We start from the raw sequence: 19,397 nt of genomic DNA, 5'->3' as shown, positions 1-19,397 counted from the left end.
TCAGCTCTCCGTGGTGGTGTCGAGGGCGGCGGCGAGCGCCGCGACCGTGGGGTGCCGCAGGGCGGTGGCCGGGTCGAGGGCGAGCCCGGCCCGCCGGGCGGCGGACAGCATGGGCAGGACGAGTAGCGAGTCGCCGCCCAGGTCGCGGAAGTGGTCGTGGACGCCCACCCGGTCGAGGCCGAGGACCTCCCGCCACACCTCCACGAGCAGGCGCTCGGTGGCGGTGCGGGGGGCCGTGTACGGGCCGGTGGCGGCCGTCGTGGCACGGTCGGCGCCGTCGTCATGACGATCTGCCCGGCGGTCGTACTTGCCGCCCGCCGTCAGGGGCAGCGCGGCCGTGATCCGGTAGGAGGCGGGCACGTGCGCGGCGGGCAGCAGGCCGCGCAGCCGCTCGCGCAGCGCGTCGGCCGTCGGCGGGGCCGTCCCGTCCGCGACGGGTACGACCCAGGCGGTGAGCCGGTGGCCGCCCGAGGCGTCGGGGACGCCTGCGACGAGCGCCTCGCGCACCCGGGGGTCGGCGGTGAGCGCCGCCTCCACCTCGGCGGGCTCCACGCGGTGGCCCCGGACCTTGAGCTGGCGGTCGGCGCGCCCGGCGAACTCGAGCTCCCCGCCGGGCAGGACGCGGGCGAGGTCCCCGGTGCGGTACAGCCGGGAGCCGGGCGGGCCGCAGGGGTCGGGCACGAAGCGCGCGGCCGTCTCGCCGGGCCGTCCGGCGTAGCCCCGGGCCAGGCCGGGCCCGCCGAGGTGGACCTCGCCGACGACGCCGTCGGGCACCGGGGCCAGGTTCTCGTCCAGGATCCGCACCACGGTGCCCGGCAGGGGCGTCCCGAGCGGCACGAGCGGCCGGGCGGACGGACCGCTCACGCGGTGCGCGGTCGCGGCGACCGTCGCCTCGGTCGGCCCGTACTCGGCGGTGAGCGCCATGCCCCCGCCGGCCGCCGCGACGCGCGCGGCGACCCGCTCCGCGAGGGCGGCGGGGTAGGCGTCGCCCGCGCAGACCAGCAGGCCGGCCAGGCCGGCGAGCCGCTCGTCGTCGAGCTGCTCGGCGAGCAGGGACAGGTGGCCCGGTGTCATGCCCACGAAGGCGTAGGGCGCCCCGGCGGACAGCAGTCCGCCGAGCTCCTCCGGCCCGAACCGCTGGGGCAGCAGCCGCACCGGCTGTCCGCTGAGCAGCGGGGCGAACAGGGCGGGCACGCCGAGGTCGGCGTCGATCGCGGTGAAGAAGGGCGCGCCGCCGGTCCGGTCGCCGAGGTAGGCGCGGGTCGCCCAGCTCAGGTAGTGGGCGAGGGCCCGGTGGCCGACCGCGACGCCCTTGGGGGTGCCGGTGGAGCCGGAGGTGTGGAGGACGTACGCGAGCCGGTCGGGGTCGGCCGTGCGCGGGGGCGGCCCGGCGGGGGACGGCCGGTCCTCGTCCGGGGCGTCCACGACGAGCGCGAGTTCGGCGGGGACGCGCTGGGCGTGGGCCTCCTCGGTGACGACGAGCCGGCAGCCCGCGCCGGTGAACACCTCGCGCGCCCGGGCGTCCGGCGCGCACGGGTCGCAGGGCACGTAGGCCGCGCCCGCCTTCCAGACGGCGAGCAGGGCCACGACCAGGTCCGGCCCCCGGTCGAGGAGCACCCCGACGGGCGTCTCCGGCCCGGCGCCCCGCTCCCGCAACCGCCAGGCCAGCCGGTCGGCGCGGGCGTCGAGCTCGGCGTACGTCACCCGGTGCGGCCCCGCGACGAGCGCGGTGGCGTCGGGCACGCGGGCGGCCCGCGCCTCGAACGCGGCGAGGGTGTCGGTGACGTCCGGAGAGGTGGGGGCGTCCGTCGTCGGCAGCGCGGCGCCGCGTTCACCCGCCTCCGGGTAGCCGCCCCGCGCGTCGCCGTCCGGGCCGTTCGCGGCCATGTCGGCGAGTACCGCGAGGTAGAGCCGGGAGAGGCGCGCGGCGCGGTCGCGGCGCAGGGTGCGGGTGTCCGAGGCGATGGTGAGGTGGCCGCGCAGCGGGGTGCCGACGACGACGGGGAACTCGTTGGGGCTGTCGTCCCGGCTGGCGGCGGTGTCGACGAGACCGGTGTCCACCTGGTGGAAGTCCAGGTAGTGGAAGAGCACGTCGACGAGGTGGTGCTCCCCGCCGGGGCGCCGCATCGCGGGCATCGGGAAGCGCCGGTGCGGCCACAGCGAGACCTCGGCGGCGAAGACCTCCCGGGCCAGTTCGCCCCAGGTGCGGGCGCCGCGCGTGTACGGGAACGGCACCGAGTTGAGGTACATGCCGGAGACCCGCTCCGCGCCGCGCACCTCGGGCCGGGCGTCGGCCACCATGCCGCCCCGGAAGGCGTGCTGCCGGGTGAGCAGGGACAGGACCTTGCTGTGGGCGGCGTGCAGGACGCTCTTGTAGGGCACGCCGGTGGCGCTGGCCAGGGCCCGCAGGCCGGGCTCCAGGTCCGTCAGCGGCATGTCGATGCGGTACCGCTCGGCGGGCCCGTCCGGGTCGCCCGCCCACGCGGCGGGGATCCGGAACTTCTCGTGGCGGTCGATGAGGTCGTGCCAGTGGGCGCGGTCCTCGGTGCCGGCGAGGGAGCGGAGTTCGGCCGCGATGAAGTCGGCGTAGCGGACGGCGGGCGCGGGCGGCGCCGGGTCGGGCTCCTTGCCGTCGCGCAGCCGCTCGTAGGCGCGGAGGAGCTCCATCAGCTGGTTGTGGTAGCTCCAGCCCTCGATGACCGGGTGGCATTCGGTGATGGACAGCCACCAGCCGTCGTCGTCGAGCACGTGGGTGGCCATCCGCATCAGCGGGGCCTTGGTGACGTCGAAGAGCCGCTCGCGGTCGCGGTCGGCGAAGGCGACGAGCTCCGGCCAGCGCAGCTCGGGCGGCAGGTGGCGGAGGTCCTCGTGCCGGCAGGGCATCGAGGCGCTCGCGTGGACGATCTGGAGGGGCCGGGTGCCCTCGGCGAGCGGGAAGGAGGTGCGCATCACCTCGTGCCGGGCGACGACGAGGTCGGCGGCGGCGCGGAAGGCGGCGGGGTCGAAGGGGCGGCTGTCGCGGATCCGGAAGGAGGTGACGTTGTGGTAGCGGTTGTGGCCGCTGTCGCCGTACATCTCGACGAACATGCCGGCCTGGGTGCGGGAGAGCGGGTAGGCGTCGACGGCGTCGGCGGGCAGCGCGGCCCGCTCCTCGTCGGTGAGCATCGCGAACGGGGCGACGGGCCGGACGCCCTCGGTCTCGGCCACCGCGCCCTCGCCCAGCGCCCGGCAGAGCCGGGCCACGGTGCGGTGCTCGAAGATGTCGCGCACCGCCACCGGCCGGCCGGCCTCGCGGAGCGCGCCCGCGAGGGCCACGGCCCGCAGGGAGTCGCCGCCGAGGTCGAAGAAGTTGTCGTGGACGCCGACCCGCTCCAGGCCGAGGACCTCGGACCAGACGGCCGCCATGGCGTGCTCGGCGTCGTCGCGTGGGGCGACGTGCTCGCCGACGGCGGTGGCCTCGCGCTCCGGGGCGGGCAGGGCCTTGCGGTCGAGCTTGCCGTTGGCGGTCAGCGGAAGGGCGTCGAGGGTGACGAAGGCGGAGGGGACCATGTACTCGGGCAGCAGCTCGCCCAGGCGCTCGCGCAGGGCGGCCGGGGCGGGCAGGGCGGCGCCGGGCGCGGGCACGAGGTAGGCGACCAGGCGCTTGTCGCCGGGGGTGTCCTCGCGGACGAGGGCGACGGCCTCGGCGACGGCCGGGTCCCCGGTCAGGGCGGTCTCGATCTCGCCGGGCTCGATCCGGTAGCCGCGCAGCTTGACCTGGTGGTCGGCGCGGGAGACGAAGTCGAGGTTGCCGTCGGGCAGGACGCGCGCGAGGTCCCCGGTGCGGTACAGCCGGGAGCCGGGCGGGCCGTAGGGGTCGGGCAGGAACCGTTCGGCGGTCAGGGCCGCCCGGCCCGCGTAGCCGCGCGCCAGGCCCACGCCGCCGACGCACACCTCGCCGACGGCCCCGATGGGCACGGGCCGCAGCTCCTCGTCGAGGACGCGCATGGTGGTGTGGGGGATGGCCCGGCCGATGGAGACGAGCTCGGTGTCCGGCGGGCCGTCCAGGAAGTACGCGGAGTTGCCGACCGTGATCTCGGTGGGCCCGTACTCGGCGGCGAGCCGCGCCCCGGCGGGCGTGGCGTGCTTGAGCCAGCGTTCGGCCAGCCGGTTGGTGAAGGAGTCCCCGGCGGCGATCACCAGGCCGGCCAGGCCGGCGACCTCCTCGCCGGTCAACTGCTGGGAGAGCAGGTCGAGATGGCCGGGGGTGAGTTTGACGAAGGAGTAGGGGGCGCCCTCGGTCAGCAGCTTCCCGAGGTCGTCGATCTCGAAGTCCTGGTCGAGCAGATGGACGGGCTGCCCGGTCATCAGCGGGGTGTAGAGGTCGGGCATGCCCAGGTCGAAGGCGACGGAGGAGAACAGCGGGGCGCCGCCCGTGCCCGCCGTGGCGTAGGCGTCGGCGGTCCAGCCCAGGTAGTTCGCCAGGCCCCGGTGGGTGATGAGGACGCCCTTGGGACGGCCGGTGGAGCCGGAGGTGTAGATGACGTAGGCGAGGTGGTCGATGTCGTATCCGCCGGCCGGCGGGGCCGGGGGCGTGGCCGGGCAGGCGTCGAGCGCCGCCCGTTCGGCGGGCTCGTCGAGGACGACGAGGCGTGCGGTGGCGCCGGTGAAGCGGCCGGTGTGGCGCCGTTCGGTGACGACGAGCCGGGTGGCGGTGTCGGCGAGCATGAACGCCAGCCGCTCGTCCGGGTATCCGGGGTCGAGCGGCACATAGGCGGCGCCGGCCCGCCAGACGCCCAGCAGGGTGGCGACCAGCTCCGGGCCGCGGTCGAGGAGGACGCCCACGGTGTCCTCGGGCCCGGCGCCGAGCTCGCGCAGCCGGTGGGCCACGCGGTTGGCCGTCGCGTCGAGCTCCCGGTAGGCGATCCGGCGGCCGCCGTGGACGACGGCGGTCGCGTCGGGCGTGGCGGTGGCCTGCCGGGTGATGGTCTCGTGGACGGGCCGCAGCGCTTCGAGGTCGAGCGGCGCGTTCGTGCCCAGGGGCTCCCGGGGGCCGTCGAGCAGCAGGGCGCGTTCGGCCGCGTCGAAGATCTCCAGGCCGGAGAGGCGGGTGCCGGGGGCTTCGGCGGCCGCGGCCAGCAGCCGGGTGTACTGCCCGGTCAGCCTGCGGGCCGTCGTCGGGTCGAAGAGCGCGGTGGCGTACTCGAGCGAGCCGTCGAGGCCGCCGTCGGGCCGCTCCTCCAGGTGGACGGTGAGGTCGAAGCGGGCGGTGCGGGTGGGCACGGCGACGGGCGTCGCGGTGACGTCCGGCAGGTCGAGGGGGTCGGCCTCGTCCGCCCGCACCAGGTCGAACATCACCTGGAAGACGGGCGTGGTGGACAGGTCGCGCTCGGGCTCCAGCGCGTCGGCGAGCCGGTCGAAGGGCGCGGACCGGTGGTCGAAGGCGGCGAGGACCGTGTCGCGGTTCCGTTCCAGCAGCCGGTCGAAGGCGGGGTCGCCCTTCCACCGGGCGCGCAGGGCCAGGCTGTTGTAGGCGTAGCCGGCCATGCCGGCGAGCTCGGGGCGGGTGCGCGCGGACACGGCGGTGCCGACGGCGATGTCCCGGCTGCCGGTGTGGCGGGAGAGCAGCGCCTGGAAGGCGGTGAGCAGCACGATGAACGGGGACGCGCCGTGCCGCTCGGCGAGGGCGCGCAGCCGCGCGGCGACGGGGGCGGGCACGGTGAACGGCTCGGCGGCGCCTTCCCAGGAGCGGACGGCCGGGCGCGGCCGGTCGGTGGGCAGGCCGAGGGGGGCGAGCCCGGCCAGTTCGCGCCGCCACCAGTCGAGGTCGCCGCGCACGTCGGGGCCGTCCTGCCGGTCGCCCAGCCAGGCGGCGTAGTCGGCGTACTGCGTGGGTTCGGGGGCGAGCGCGGCCGGGCGGCCCTCCATGTGGGCGCGGTGGAGCTCGGACAGCTCGGTGAGCAGCAGGGCGCGGGTGGGGGCGTCGCAGGCGATGTGGTGGAGGACGACGACGAGGAGGTGGTCGTCGGCGGCGAAGCGGACCAGCCGCACCCGCAGCGGCGCCCGCGTCGCCAGGTCGAAGGGGACCTGCGCCTGCTCGTCGGCGAACCGGGCGGCCTCCGCGTCGCGTTCGGCGTCGGTGAGTCCCTCGTGCGCGCGCAGGGCGAAGTCCACCGGGGCGGGGGCGTCGACGATCTGGCGCGGCTCGGTGCCGTCGAGGACGTAGCGGGTGCGGAGGATCTCGTGGCGGGCGGCGAGCGCGTCGAAGGCGGCGCGCAGGGCGTCCGCGTCCAGCGGGCCGCGCAGCCGGTGGGCCAGCGGCAGCAGGTAGTCGGGGGCGTCCGGGTCGAGCTGGTGGAGGAACCACAGCTGGCGCTGGCCGGGGGACAGGGCGAGCGGGGTGTCGCGGGGGACCCGCCGGAGGCCGTCCCGGCGGGCGCGGGGCGCGGCTCCGGCCAGGCGGCGGCGCAGCAGTTCCGCGCGCAGCGCGTCGGCCGTGGCGTCCTGTCGGGGAGTCGGTGCGGGGTCGGTCACGGGTGGTACTCCCTGTGGGCGGCGGCCAGTTCGGCATCGGTCAAGGACGCGATCTCGGCGCGTACGGCCTCTTCGACGGCCTCGGCGAGCCCGGCGACGGTGGGCCGGTCGAAGAGGGCGCGCAGCGGCAGCTTGATGTCGTATTCCTCGTGGAGGAGGGCGATGACGCGGGCGGCCCGGACCGAGTCCCCGCCCAGCCGGAAGAACCGGTGGTGGGCGCCGACGCGCGGGGCGCGCCCGTCGGGACCGGTGAGCACCTCGCGCCAGATCCGGGCGACGGTCTCCTGGAGCGGGCCCTCGGGCGGGGCGTACGGCTCGTCGTCGGCCGCCGCGGTGAGGTCGGGGGCGGGCAGCGCGGCGAGGTCGACCTTGTGGTGCCGGGTCAGCGGCAGGGCCGCGAGGGGGACGACGAGGGTGGGCAGCATGTGGTCGGGCAGCAACCGGGCGCAGTGGGCCAGCAGTTCGCCGGTGGGCGGGAGTTCGCCTCCGGCGGGCACGCAGTAGGCGACGAGCCGGGCGTCGTCGCCGGTGCCGTGGGCGACGACCACGGCCTCGCCCACTCCGGGGTGCTCGGCCAGGACGGCCCGCACCTCGCCGGTCTCGACGCGCCGGCCCCGGATCCGCACCTGGCCGTCGGCGCGCCCGGTGAACAGCAGGGTGCCGTCGGGCAGGACGCGGGCCAGGTCGCCGGTGCGGTAGAGCCGGGCGCCGGGCGGGCCGCACGGGTCGGGCAGGAAGCGCTCGGCCGTGCGGGCGGGGGCGCCGGTGTAGCCGCGGGCCAGGGCCGTGCCGCCGATGTACAGCTCGCCGGTGGCGCCCGGGGGGACGGGTCGCAGCAGCGCGTCGAGGACGTGCGCGGCGGCGTGCGCGTACGGGCGGCCGATGGGCACGACGGTGGCGGTGTCGGGGATCTCCCAGCGGGTGGCGGCGATGGTGGTCTCGGTGAGGCCGTACTCGTTGACGAACCGCTTGAGCGTGCGGGCCAGTTCGCGCGCGAGGTCGGGCGGGCAGGGTTCCCCGCCGGTCTGGCCGATGAGCTGGCGTCGGCCGAGGCCGTGGTCGAGGAGCATCCGCCACTGCGGGAAGACGGCCTGGAGGTGGGTGACGCCCGTGCGGTCGATCAGGTCGAGGAGGGCGGCCGGGTCGGCCGTCTCGTGGTCGCGGACGAGGACCACCCGGCCGCCCGTGACCAGGGGCATCACCAGCTCGGTGAAGGAGATGTCGAAGGTGGCCGGGGCGAGGGCGAGCCAGGCGTCGTCCGGCCCGCGCCCGAAGTCCAGGTGGTCGCGGGAGGCGCGCAGCAGGCGCAGCAGCGCGCGGTGCTCGACGGCGACGCCCTTGGGGCGGCCGGTGGAGCCGGAGGTGTAGATGACGTAGGCGAGCCGGGCGGGGTCGTGCCCGGCGGCCGGCGGCTCGTACGGCGCGGGGTCCGGCAGCGCGGGATCGTCGACGGCGAGGACGGGCCCGGCGTGGCGGGCGGCGAGGCGGCGGGCGCCGGCGGCGTCGGTGACCAGCACCCGGGCGGCCGAGTCGGCCAGCGCGTGGGCGAGGCGCTCGTCGGGGGCCTCCGCGTCCAGGGGGACGTAGGCGGCGCCGGCCCGCCAGACGCCCAGCAGACAGGCGACGAGGTCGGGGCTGCGGGGGAGGAGGACGGCGACCGTGGTCTCCGGGCCCGCGCCCAGGGCGGCCAGGTGGCGGGCGAACCGGTCGGCGCGGTCCTTCAGGCGGGCGTACGTCCACTGTTCGTCGCCGCAGACGACGGCGACGGCCTCGGGGCGACTGCGCGCGGTCTCCTCGAACGCGGCGTGGACACAGCCGTCGGGCTCGTCCCACGCCGCCGGGTCGGCCGCGCCGAGCGCCAGCAGCCGCTCGCGCTCGGCGGCGGGCAGTGCCTCGGCCTCGGCCAGGGGCGCGGCCGGGTCGGTGACGAAGGAGGTGAGGAGCTCGACCCAGCAGGCGGCGAGGCGTTCGACGGTGGCCGTGTCGTACAGGGCGGTGGCGTACTCGGCCATGCCCAGGAGGCTGCCGTCGGCCTGGCGGTGGACGACGAACGTGAGGTCGGTGCGGGCGGAGCGCCAGGCGTCGCGGAAGGCGTCGAGGTCGCCGGGGGGCAGGGCGGTGCCGGTGCGTCCTTCCTCGTGGAAGTCGAACATCACCTGGTAGAGCGGGGTGCGGGACAGGTCGCGGCCGGGCAGCAGCTCGCGCACCAGGTGGTCGAAGGGCAGTTCCTGGTGGGCGAGGGCGTCCAGCACGGCGTCGCGGACGGAGGCGAGCGCGTCGCGCACGTCCCGGCCGGTGTCCAGCTGGCCGCGCAGGACGAGCGTGTTGAGGAAGTAGCCCGCCACGTCGGTGACTTCGGGCCGGTGGCGGCCCGCGACGGGCATGCCGACGACGACGTCGTCCCGGCCGGTCAGCCGGCCCAGCAGGGTGAGGAACGCGGTGAGCAGCGTCTGGTGGAGGTTCGCCCCGGCGGACGCGCCGAGGGCGGCGACGCGCTGGGCGAGCTCGGCGGGGACGGTGAAGGTGTGGAGGGCGCCCCGCCCGTCGCGCACCTGCGGTCGGGGCCGGTCCGTGGGCGCCTCCAGGGGCTCGGCGCCCTTCAACGCGTCGCGCCAGTAAGCGAGTTCGCGGTCGAGCACGTCCGCGTCGAGGCGCCGGCGCTGCCAGGCGGCGTGGTCGGCGTACTGGACGGGGAGCTCCGGCAGCCGGGGCGCGCCACCGGTGTGGGCGGCCTCGCCCAGGGCGCGGACGTCGCGCTCCAGGACGACCGAGGTCCAGCCGTCGCAGGCGATGTGGTGGACGCCCAGCAGCAGGACCTGTCCGCCGTCGGGCGTCCGCAGCAGCAGCGCCCGCCACACCGGCCCGTGCTCCAGGTCGAAGCCGTGCGCGAGCTCGCCCGCGGCCAGCGCGCGGACAGCCGCGTCGTCGGCGGCCTCGGCGGTGCGGAGCCCGACGGGCGGGCCGGGCCGCTCCACGATCTGGACGGGTCCGTCGCCGCGCGCCTCGTAGCGGGTGCGCAGGATCTCGTGGCGCTCCTGGAGCCCGGCGAGGGCGGTGCGCACGGTGTCCTCGGACCAGTCGCCGGGCAGCCGGATCCACAGCAGCTCGGCCCACTCGGGGCTGCCGGGCCGCAACTGCTCCAGCAGCCACAGCCCGCGCTGGCCGTACGACAGGGGCAGCGCCCCGTCGCGGGGCACGGGCACGACGGCGTCCCCGGTGCTCTCGGTGTTCTCCTCGACGCTCCCCTCGCCGAGGAGGGCGGCCTGGGCCTCGGCCGTGGTGGCCGTGAACAGGGCGCGCAGGTCGATCCGCCGTCCCGTGCGGTCGGCGAGCCGCCCGGCGAGCTGGGTGAGCAGCAGGGAGGAGCCGCCGCGCTGGAAGAAGTCGTCGTGGACGCCGACGGTCGCGGCGGGCACGCCGAGGACGTCCGCCCAGGCACCGGCCACGGCGTGCTCGGCGGCGGTGCGCGGGGCGACGTGCGGCGGGCCGTCGGCGCGGCCCGCGTCCGGGGCGGGCAGGGCGGCCCGGTCGGTCTTGCCGCTGGCCGTCCGGGGGAAGGCGGCGACGGTCGTGAACAGGGCCGGGACCATGGGGTCCGGCAGGGTGCGGCGCAGGAAGGCGCGCAGCTCGTGGGGGGCGGGCGCGGCACCGGCCGGCTGCACCCAGGCCACGAGCCGGGTGCCGCCCCGGCCGTCCGGGGCCGCGCCGACGACGGCGGCGGCCACGGCGGGGTGGGCGCCGAGGGCGGCCTCGACCTCGCCGGGCTCGATACGGACGCCGTTGACCTTGATCTGCTGGTCGATCCGGCCCAGGTACGCGAGGACACCGGCGTCGGTCCACCGCACGAGGTCGCCGGTGCGGTAGAGCCGGGCGCCGGGCGGGCCGTCGGGGTCGGGGACGAAGCGTTCGGCCGTCAGGCCGGGGCGGCCGAGGTAGCCGGAGGCGACTCCGGCCCCGCCCGCGTACAACTCGCCTTCCGCGCCCGGGGGGACGGGCCGGCCGTGGGGGTCCAGGACCAGCGCGCGCATGCCGCCGATGGGCCGGCCGATGGGCACGGGCCCGGCGGTCTGGGCGGGGTCGAAGCGGTGCTCGGTGATGTCCACCGAGCACTCGGTGGGGCCGTAGGTGTTCCAGATCTCCACCTGCGGCACGCGCGCGAGCACCTGGTGGCAGAGCTCCGCGTGGAGGGGCTCGCCCGCGCTGAAGACGAGCCGCAGGGCGTCGCAGCCGGCCCAGCCGGGGGCGGTCACCAGGGAGCGCAGCACCGAGGGCACGGCCTGGAGGACGGTGACCCGGCCCGTGGCGGCCGCGGCCAGCATCGCCGCCGGGTCGCGCTCGGCGCCGTGCGGGGCGAGGACGACCGTGCCGCCGCTGATCAGCGGGGCGAAGAGTTCCAGCCCGGCCGCGTCGAAGCCGATGGTGGTCTTCTGCAGGATCCGGTCGGCCGGGCCGAGCCCGTGCCGTTCGGCCAGCCAGCGCACCCGGTTGGCGATGCCGGCGTGCGGGACGACGACGCCCTTGGGGCGGCCGGTGGAGCCGGAGGTGTGGAGCACGTACGCCGGACGGCGCGCGGCCTCCGCCGGGCCGCCGGGCACCTCGGGCGCGGCCTCACCGGCGGCGTCGTGCCCGTCGTGCCCGTCGGGCTCGTCGAGGACCAGCACCCGGGCGGTGGTGCCGGTGGGGAGCGACGGTACGGCGGCGCGCTCGGTGAGCACGATCGGGGCGCCGGTGTCGGCGAGGGCCCAGGAGAGCCGTTCGGCGGGGTGGTCCGGGTCCAGGGGAACGTACGCGGCGCCCGCCTTCCACACCGCCAGCAGGGCGGTGACCAGGTCGTCGCCCCGCCGCAGGCACACTCCGACGAAGGCGTGCGGGCCGGCGCCCAGCGCCACCAGCCGGTGCGCGAGCCGGTTGGCACGGAGCTCCAGCGCCCGGTAGGTGAGGGTGGTCCCGCCGGCCTGGACGGCGTCGACCGCGATCGCGTCCGGCGTCGCCGCGGCCCGCGCGGCGATCAGCTCGGGCAGCGGCCGGAAGGAGTCCGGTGCGGCGGGCGGGGTCCGGTCGTTCACGGATGCTCCTTCGCGGGGGCGCCTGGTCGGCGGCGGGTGGGGAGGAACCGGCGGCGGCTCAGCCGGCGGCCGCCTCCGCCATGCGGAGGCGCAGGCTCAGCGGGCGCATGTCGGTCCACACCGCGTCGACGCGCGCCAGGCACTCCTCACGGGTGCCCTCGGTCCCCTCCGCGCGCCAGCCGTCCGGCAGCGGCCGGTCGGCCCACCAGATCGAGTACTGTTCCTCGTCGTTGAGGACCACGCGGTAGCGGTGGTCCGGGGTGCTGTTCGGCTCGTCCATGGCCTGCTAGCCGTTCACGATGCGCCGGACGGTCGCCGTGAACTCGGCGGACGTGCCGTCGCGTTCGGCGATCCCGGCGATGTGCTCGGCGACCTCGTGGAACGTGCCCCCGTCGAAGCCTTCCAGCTCCTCCAGCACCTTCATGCCGAGCTCGTTCTCCAGGTCGAGCAGGACCTGCACCATGGAGAAGGAGTCGAGGTCGCCCAGCTCCTTGGGCTCGGGGACGTCCGGCTGCTCCGCGCAGATGGTGACGGCCGTGCGGCGGATCACCTCGGTGAATTCCTCGACGATCGACGGGTTGTCGCCGGTTCCGGTCTCATTGTCCAGCATAACTTTTCGCCAACGCTCCTCGGACAGGGCGGCGCAATCAGTCCGCCGTGGTGGGGACCGACCGTAGTCAGCCGTTTCCGGCGAGGGCAATGGCGGGCGCCGGAAACGGTGTTGCGGCATTCCCGGCGTCCCGCCGGCGAGACACCGCCGGGCCGCTCGTTCCGCCCGGCGCATTGCCCCCGGCATTCCGGGGCGGGTACGAATTCAGGGATTCATGGCGGGTAATCGGCCTGCGCGCCACCACAGTCGAAGGGGCAGGTGACAATGCTTTTCCCGCACACCGGGACCGGTCGTGTCGAATTGCGGCCGGCGGGCGCCGGGGACGCGGCGGCGGCCTATGGGATCCTCTTCCGGCTGGGCACCGCCGGGCTGCCCGTGCTGGACTCCTACGCGAAGACCTTCGGGCAGGGTCTCTCGGCCTGCTTCCTCGTCCACCGCGTGGACACCGGCGAGGTCGTCGGCCTGAGCACGCTCTCGGCCCCCACCCCGGCCGGCCACATGCGCCTGGAGGTCCATCTCGCCGGTGACGCGGGCGAGTTCAGCGGCGACGTCCACGCGCTGACCGTCAATTTCGCCTTCGCGATGTGGCGGGTACGGAAGGTGTACATTCACCGGACCTCGCCGGACACCACCGGCATCGGCTTCGGCGCGGAGCACGCCTCCCTCCTCCGCCCCGAGGCCGTCCTGCCCGACCACACCTATTTCCACGGCCGGCTGTGGGACGTCCACGTCCTCGCCGTCCACCGTACGGACTGGAACACCCACGGTGTGGAACTCCTCGAGCAGATCGTCTGAACCCTTTCCTGTCCTGACAGCAATCCAGTTGGAGGTGCCGCGATGACCCAGCACGTATGGGGATACTTGCCGGAGTACGAGAAGGAACGCGCGGACATTCTCGACGCGGTGGACACGGTGTTCGGCTCGGGCCAGCTGGTGCTCGGCAAGAGCGTCCGCTCGTTCGAGGAGGAGTTCGCCGCGTACAACGGCGTGGCGCACTGCGTCGGCGTCGACAACGGCACGAACGCCATCGTGCTCGGCCTGCGCGCCCTCGGGATCGGGCCGGGCGACGAGGTGATCACGGTCTCCAACACGGCCGCGCCCACCGTCATCGCGATCAACGCCGTGGGCGCCGTCCCGGTGTTCGTCGACATCGACCCCGACACCTATCTGATGGACGTCGGCCAGGTCGCCGCCGCCATCACCCCGCGCACCCGCTGCCTGCTGCCGGTGCACCTCTACGGCCAGTGCGTCGACATGGCCCCGCTGAAGGCGCTGGCCGCCGAGCACGGCCTGGTCGTCCTGGAGGACTGCGCGCAGGCCCACGGCGCCCGGCACCACGGCCGGATCGCCGGCTCGATGGGCGACGCCGCCGCGTTCTCCTTCTACCCGACCAAGGTGCTGGGCGCCTACGGCGACGGCGGCGCGACGGTCAGCGACGACCCGGCCGTCGACGCCCGGCTGCGCCGGCTGCGCTTCTACGGCATGGAGGACCGCTACTACGTCGTCGAGACCCCGGGGTACAACAGCCGGCTCGACGAGGTGCAGGCGGAGATCCTCCGCCGCAAGCTGACCCGCCTCGACGGCTACATCGAGCGCCGCCGCGCCATCGCGGCCCGCTACGCCGAGGCGTTCGCGGGCACCGGCATCGTCACGCCGAAGCTCGCGCCGGGCAACGACCACGTGTACTACGTCTACGTGGTGCGCCACCCGCGCCGGGACGAGCTGATCGAGGCCCTCAAGGCCCACGACATCCACCTGAACATCAGCTACCCCTGGCCGGTGCACGAGCAGGAGGGCTTCGCCTATCTGGGCTACGCCCCGGACGACCTGCCGGTGACCAGTCGGGTCGCCAAGGAGATCTTCTCGCTGCCCATGTACGCCTCCCTGTCCGAGGCGGAGCAGGAGCGGGTCATCGAGAAGGTGCTCGACGTGGCGGGAAGGCTCTGAGCGCGGTGGGCGACTGGTCGGCCGGCGGCCGGGGACTGATGTCCACCGAGGAGTTCCACGGCTGGTGGGCCGGGCGCCTGGCGGCCGGCGGGTTCTCGGTGGAGCGCATCCCCTTCTCCGGCCTGGACGCGTGGGCGTTCGATCCGCGGACGGGCAACCTGGGGCACGAGAGCGGCCGGTTCTTCACCGTCGAGGGCCTGCGGGTCCTGGAGGGCGGGACGGACGTCTGGTCGCAGCCGGTCATCAACCAGCCCGAGATCGGCATCCTGGGCATCGTCGTCAAGGAGTTCGACGGCGTCCTCCACTGCCTGATGCAGGCGAAGATGGAGCCGGGCAACGTCAACACGCTCCAGCTGTCGCCCACGGTCCAGGCCACCCGCAGCAACTACACCCAGGTGCACCGGGGTCACACCACCCGCTACCTGGAGTACTTCACCGGGCCGGAGCGCGGCCAGGTGCTGGTCGACGTCCTCCAGTCGGAGCAGGGCGCCTGGTTCTGGCGCAAGCGCAACCGCAACATGGTCGTGCTCGCCACCGGCGACGTGCCCCTCCACGAAGACTTCTGCTGGCTCACCCTGGCCCAGCTCCGCGAGCTGACCTCGGTCGACAATCTGCTCAACATGGACGCCCGGACCGTGCTGTCCTGCATGCCCTTCGGGCTGCCCGACGAGGACGAGGCCCCGACCGGGGACGCCTTCCGCGACGCGCTCGTCCGCTCCTACCAGTACCGGCACCAGCCGGAACGCGGGCGCGGACCCGGCACGGCGGGCGGCATCCTCAGCTGGTTCACCGAGGCCAAGACGCGGTGCGACTGGAACGCCCGGCTCGTGCCCATGGCCGACGTCGCCGGCTGGGGCCGGGACGACTGGGAGATCTCCGACCGCGCGGGCGAGCAGTTCCGCGTCATCGCGGTCGAGGTCGCGGCCGGCACCCGGGAGGTCACCCGCTGGACGCAGCCGCTGCTCCAGCCGCGCGGCGAGGGCCGGGCGGTGTTCGTCGCCCGTGCCATCGACGGCGTGCTCCACCTGCTGGTGCGGGCCCGGCCCGAGTACGGGCTGCTGGACCAGGTGGAGATGGCCCCGACCGTCCACCTCCACCCGGGCCGGGGGATCGAGGACGTGCGCGAGCCCTTCCTGCGCGACGCGCTGCGGCCCGGCGGCGGGACGACGCGCTACGACCACGTCCTCTCCGAGGAGGGCGGCCGCTTCCACCACGCGCTCACGCGCTACCAGATCGTCGAGGTGGACGAGGGCTTCCCCGTGGACGTGCCCCCGCAGCTGTGCTGGATGACCGCCCGGCAGCTGACCGATCTGCTGCGCCACGGTCACTACCTCAACATCGAGGCCCGCTCCCTGCTCACCTGCCTCCACAGCCTGTGCTGAACGGCCCCGCCGGGCCCGCGACCCGGCACCGGGCGGCGGGTGCTCCGTACGCGTTGAGAATTCCGAGGCTGGTGGGAAATGTTTGAAGCCGCGAATGTCACCGAGATGTCCATCCCGGGGGCCTACCGCATCGTCCCCGGCAAACTGCCGGACCGCAGGGGCCACTTCTTCGAGGCGTTCCGCTCGGAGACCCTCTCGGAGATCATCGGCTACCCGTTCGTCGTCGGGCAGGCGAACTACTCCTCCAGCCGCCGCAACACCATGCGCGGCATCCACAGCACCGCGCTGCCGCCGGGCCAGGCCAAGCTGGTCACCTGTGTGCGCGGCGCGGTCCTCGACGTCGCGGTGGACCTGCGGGTGGGCTCGCCCACCTTCGGGCAGTACGACGTGACCCCCCAGGACGAGGAGTCCGGCACGGCGGTCTACCTGGCCGACGGGATCGGCCACGCCTTCCTGACCCTCACCGACGACGCGTGCATGAACTACCTCTGCTCCGAGCCGTACATCCCCGGCACGATGATCGAGGTCGACCCGCTGGACCCCGACATCGGCATTCCCTGGAACCTCACCGAGCCGCCGGTCATGTCGGACAAGGACGCCGGGGCGCCCACGCTGAGCGAGGCGGTGGCCCGCGGGATGCTCCCCACCTACGAGGAGTGCCTCGCCCACTACGCGGCGCTGCGCGAGGGCCCGTCCCGGGGCTGAGCCCCGCCCGGCCGGCCCGCCGCCCGGTCACCGTTTCTACCGCCCCATGCCGATCGGAGTTCTTCCACATGTTCAACTGCACCGGCGACAGACTGCGCATCGGGATCATGGGCTGTGCGGACATCGCCTGGCGGCGGACCCTCCCGGCGCTGGAGGACGACCCGGCCGTGGAGATCGCGGCGATCGCGAGCCGCAGCGCGGCCACCGCGCGACGGTTCACCGACCGGTTCGGCGGCGTCCCCCTGGAGGGGTACGACGCGCTCCTGGACGTCGACGGCCTCGACGCCGTCTACATCCCGCTGCCCGGGCTGATGCACGCCGAGTGGGTCACCCGGTCGCTGGAGGCGGGCAAGCACGTCCTCGTCGAGAAGCCGCTGACGGCCGGGGCGGCGGAGACGCGCCGGGTCGTGGCGTACGCGCGCGAGCGCGGGCTGGTGCTGCTGGAGAACTACATGTTCCTCTACCACTCGCAGCACGCGGCGGTGCGGAAGGCGCTGGACGACGGTGCCATCGGCGAGCTGCGCGGCTTCTCCAGCGCGTTCACCATCCCCCCGAAGCCCGCCGGCGACATCCGCTACCAGCGGGACGTGGGCGGCGGCGCCTTCCTGGACTTCGGCGGCTACCCCGTGCGCGCCGCGCAGTACTTCCTCGGCGGCGACCTGCGGGTCGTCGGCGCGGTGTTCCGGCGGGACCGGGAGCACGACGTGGTGATGTCGGGCAGCGTGCTGCTCGCCACGCCCGAGGGGATCCCGGCCCGGCTGACCTTCGGCATGGAGCACTCCTACCGCAACACCTACGCGCTCTCCGGCGCCACCGGCCGGCTGCTGCTGGACCGGGCCTTCACCCCGCCCGAGACCCACCGGCCCGTGCTCCGCGTCGAACGGCAGGACCACGCGGAGGAGATCACCCTGGCCGCCGACCACCAGTTCGCCAATGTGATCTCGACGTTCACGGCCGCCGTGCGCGGCGAGCGCGACATCACCCCGCAGCAGGAGGGCAGCCTGCGCCAGGCCGAGCTGATCGAGGAGATCCGCCGGGCCGCCCTCGTGGTGGACGTCTGAGCGGGCCCGGGGACGTGCCGAAGGGGCCGGGCGGACCGAACGCGGTCCGCCCGGCCCCCGGGGCCGTCACGGTCAGGGCAGTCGGGGCAGGAAGTCCTCGACCCGGACGCCCAGGCCCCGGCGGTCCGCCTCGTCCCGCACCCAGCGGGCCAGGGCCAGGTCCAGGACGCCCAGGCCGAAGGGCGAGAAGACGGCGATCGCGGCGGGGTCCCGCCGGAAACCCGGCGTGCCCCGCAGCAGACCCCCGATGCTCGCGGCGATGAAGTCCCGGCCGCTGGTGGCCTGTTCGGCGAGGTGGAGCGAGGTGTTCTCGCGGCAGACGTGGTCGGCGTCGTCGACGACGTTCTGCGCGCCGAGGATCGCTTCCACGGTCAGGTCGCGCAGGGACACGTGGAGCACCGTCGCCCCCGGCCGGCACGCGGACAGGTCCAGGTGCGGCGTGGCGGCGGTCGTGGCGAGCGCGACGAGCGGGTGGGCGCCCATGGCGTCCTCGATCCGCTCCGCGACGGTGAAGGAGACCCCCGGGAGCATCTCCCGGGCGGCGTCGGCGAAGCCGGCGGCCCGCTCGCGGTCCAGGTCGAAGACGACGACCTCGCGCAGCGAGGGCAGCCGGGCCGCGGTGAAGCGCAGCACCTCGCGGTTGATCGGCCCGCAGCCGACGAGGGACATCCCCCGGGGATCCGCGTCCGTCACCAGCAGGCCCGCCGCGACGGCGGCGGAGGCCGCGGTGCGCTTGGCGGAGATCGCCGACGCCTCCAGCAGCGCCTCGGGGCGCCCGTCGGCCGTGGAGTTGAGCACGACGGTGGCGCTGGCCCGCTCCTTCCCGGCCGCGACGTTGCCGGGGAAGCTCGCGATCCACTTCATGCCGGCGACCGGGTCGGCGCCGCCGACGTAGCCGGGCAGGCCGATGACGCGGTTGCGGGCGTCGTCGGGGAAGCGCAGGAACACCGAGTGCGGCAGGGCGGTGTCGCCCTCGTCGTGGAGCCGGTAGGTGTCCTCCACGAGCGTGAGGATCCGCTGCTCCTGGTCCCGCAGGACGTCCTGCGCCGCCTGGTGGCCGATGATCAGCAAGGGACGGTCTCCTTAATGTCGGGGTCGAGGTCGGGTTCGAAATCGGGGTCGATGACGGTGTCGAGGTCGATGTCGCCGAAGTGGCGGCGCACCCAGGCGTCGGAGTAGACGGTGTCGAGGTAGCGGTCGCCGCCGTCGGGCAGGATCAGGACGCAGGAGGCGCCGGCCGGGATCTCCGGCGCGAGCTTGCCGAGCGCGGCGACGACGGCCCCGGAGGAGCCCCCGGCGAGGATCGCCTCGCGCCGCACCAGCCGCCGGCAGCCGGCCACCGACTCCAGGTCGCTGATGTGCACGACCCGGTCCGCGGCCGTCCGGTCCAGCAGGGCCGGGGCCACGGAGGCGCCGTGCCCGGGGATCAGCCGGGGGCAGGACACCGGCGAGTCGAACAGCACGCTGCCCACCGCGTCGACCGCCACGACCGTGGTGGCCATGCCGCGTTCGCGGATGTAGGCGGCGCAGCCGCCCAGGGTGCCCGTGGTGCCCGCGGCGACGAACAGGTAGTCGACGTCGCCGCCCATGGCCCGGTCGATCTCCCGCATGGTCGTCTCGCGGTGCGTCCGGGGGTTGCGCGGGTTGGCGTACTGGTCGGGCACGTAGGCGTGGGGCACCGTCGCGGCGAGCTCGGCGACGCGGCGCAGCCGGGCGGGGAGGTATTCGCCGGTGGCGGGGTCGGGTTCGGTGACGATCTCCACCTCGGCCCGGTAGGCGCGCAGGATCGCGAGGTTCTGCTCGGTGGTGCGGGCGTCGACGACGCAGATGAACCGCAGCCCGTAGTAGCAGCAGATCTGGGCGAGCCCGATGGCGAGGTTGCCGGAGCTGGACTCGACGACCGTGGACGTGCCCGGCACGAGCGCGCCGGAGCGGATCCGTTCCAGCAGCATGCCGAGCGCGGACCGGTCCTTGATGCTGCCGCCGGGGTTGAACCGTTCGATCTTCGCGTGGACGCGGAAGTCGTGGTGGGGCGCGATCCGTTCCAGTTCGACGAGCGGGGTGTCCCCGACGGTCGACAGGATGCCCTTGGGGCGGTCCGCGGCCATCGCCT

General features: G+C 75.2%; 11 protein-coding genes. 5 read left to right on the top strand and 6 right to left on the bottom strand.

Annotated features, from left to right (window positions below):
* From IE096_RS27230 to IE096_RS27215, 4 genes are read right to left on the bottom strand one after another with little or no spacing between them, the layout of a single operon-like run.
* Positions 1–6,513: a non-ribosomal peptide synthetase gene (locus IE096_RS27230; RefSeq protein WP_189456105.1), complete on the bottom strand. Its 6,513-nt coding sequence runs from the start codon at positions 6,511–6,513 to the stop codon at positions 1–3.
* Positions 6,510–11,579 (bottom strand): non-ribosomal peptide synthetase, encoded by a 5,070-nt coding sequence (locus tag IE096_RS27225; RefSeq protein ID WP_189456104.1) that lies wholly within the window; start codon positions 11,577–11,579, stop codon positions 6,510–6,512. Before IE096_RS27225 ends, IE096_RS27230 begins: the two co-directional genes overlap by 4 nt.
* A 58-nt stretch (positions 11,580–11,637) precedes the next feature.
* Complete coding sequence (locus IE096_RS27220) at positions 11,638–11,859, bottom strand: MbtH family protein (protein ID WP_189456103.1); 222 nt, start codon at positions 11,857–11,859, stop codon at positions 11,638–11,640.
* Between the two features lie 6 nt (positions 11,860–11,865).
* Positions 11,866–12,189 (bottom strand): hypothetical protein, encoded by a 324-nt coding sequence (locus tag IE096_RS27215; protein WP_189456101.1) that lies wholly within the window; start codon positions 12,187–12,189, stop codon positions 11,866–11,868.
* Positions 12,190–12,453: 264 nt separating this feature from the next.
* Here IE096_RS27215 and IE096_RS27210 point away from each other — a divergent pair, with 264 nt between their 5' ends.
* From IE096_RS27210 to IE096_RS27190, 5 genes are all read left to right on the top strand, one after another.
* A complete protein-coding gene (locus tag IE096_RS27210; RefSeq protein WP_189456099.1) occupies positions 12,454–12,984 on the top strand; it encodes a GNAT family N-acetyltransferase in 531 nt (176 codons plus the stop codon).
* 42 nt (positions 12,985–13,026) lie between these two features.
* Positions 13,027–14,136, top strand: a complete 1,110-nt coding sequence (locus IE096_RS27205; protein WP_189456097.1) for a DegT/DnrJ/EryC1/StrS family aminotransferase — start codon at positions 13,027–13,029, stop codon at positions 14,134–14,136.
* 5 nt (positions 14,137–14,141) lie between these two features.
* Positions 14,142–15,518, top strand: a complete 1,377-nt coding sequence (locus IE096_RS27200) for an NDP-hexose 2,3-dehydratase family protein (protein WP_229820648.1) — start codon at positions 14,142–14,144, stop codon at positions 15,516–15,518.
* A gap of 78 nt (positions 15,519–15,596) precedes the next feature.
* On the top strand, positions 15,597–16,223 hold the full coding sequence (locus tag IE096_RS27195; protein ID WP_229820647.1) for a dTDP-4-dehydrorhamnose 3,5-epimerase family protein: 627 nt from the start codon (positions 15,597–15,599) through the stop codon (positions 16,221–16,223).
* A gap of 68 nt (positions 16,224–16,291) precedes the next feature.
* Positions 16,292–17,284, top strand: coding sequence for a Gfo/Idh/MocA family protein (locus IE096_RS27190; protein WP_189456096.1), 993 nt, complete (start codon positions 16,292–16,294; stop codon positions 17,282–17,284).
* A 72-nt stretch (positions 17,285–17,356) separates the two neighbouring features.
* On the opposite strand, the gene sbnB is transcribed toward IE096_RS27190, so the two are convergent.
* Entirely contained in the window at positions 17,357–18,355 is a 999-nt protein-coding gene (gene sbnB / locus IE096_RS27185) for a 2,3-diaminopropionate biosynthesis protein SbnB (RefSeq protein ID WP_189456094.1), read from the bottom strand.
* Complete coding sequence (gene sbnA, locus IE096_RS27180) at positions 18,349–19,392, bottom strand: 2,3-diaminopropionate biosynthesis protein SbnA (RefSeq protein WP_189456091.1); 1,044 nt, start codon at positions 19,390–19,392, stop codon at positions 18,349–18,351. Before sbnA ends, sbnB begins: the two co-directional genes overlap by 7 nt.
* Positions 19,393–19,397 lie beyond the last annotated feature (5 nt).

Source organism: Streptomyces abikoensis (assembly GCF_014648775.1).
Lineage (GTDB): Bacteria > Actinomycetota > Actinomycetes > Streptomycetales > Streptomycetaceae > Streptomyces > Streptomyces abikoensis.
Note: the sequence above shows the minus strand (reverse complement) of the source record. Positions and strands in the feature narration are given on the sequence as shown.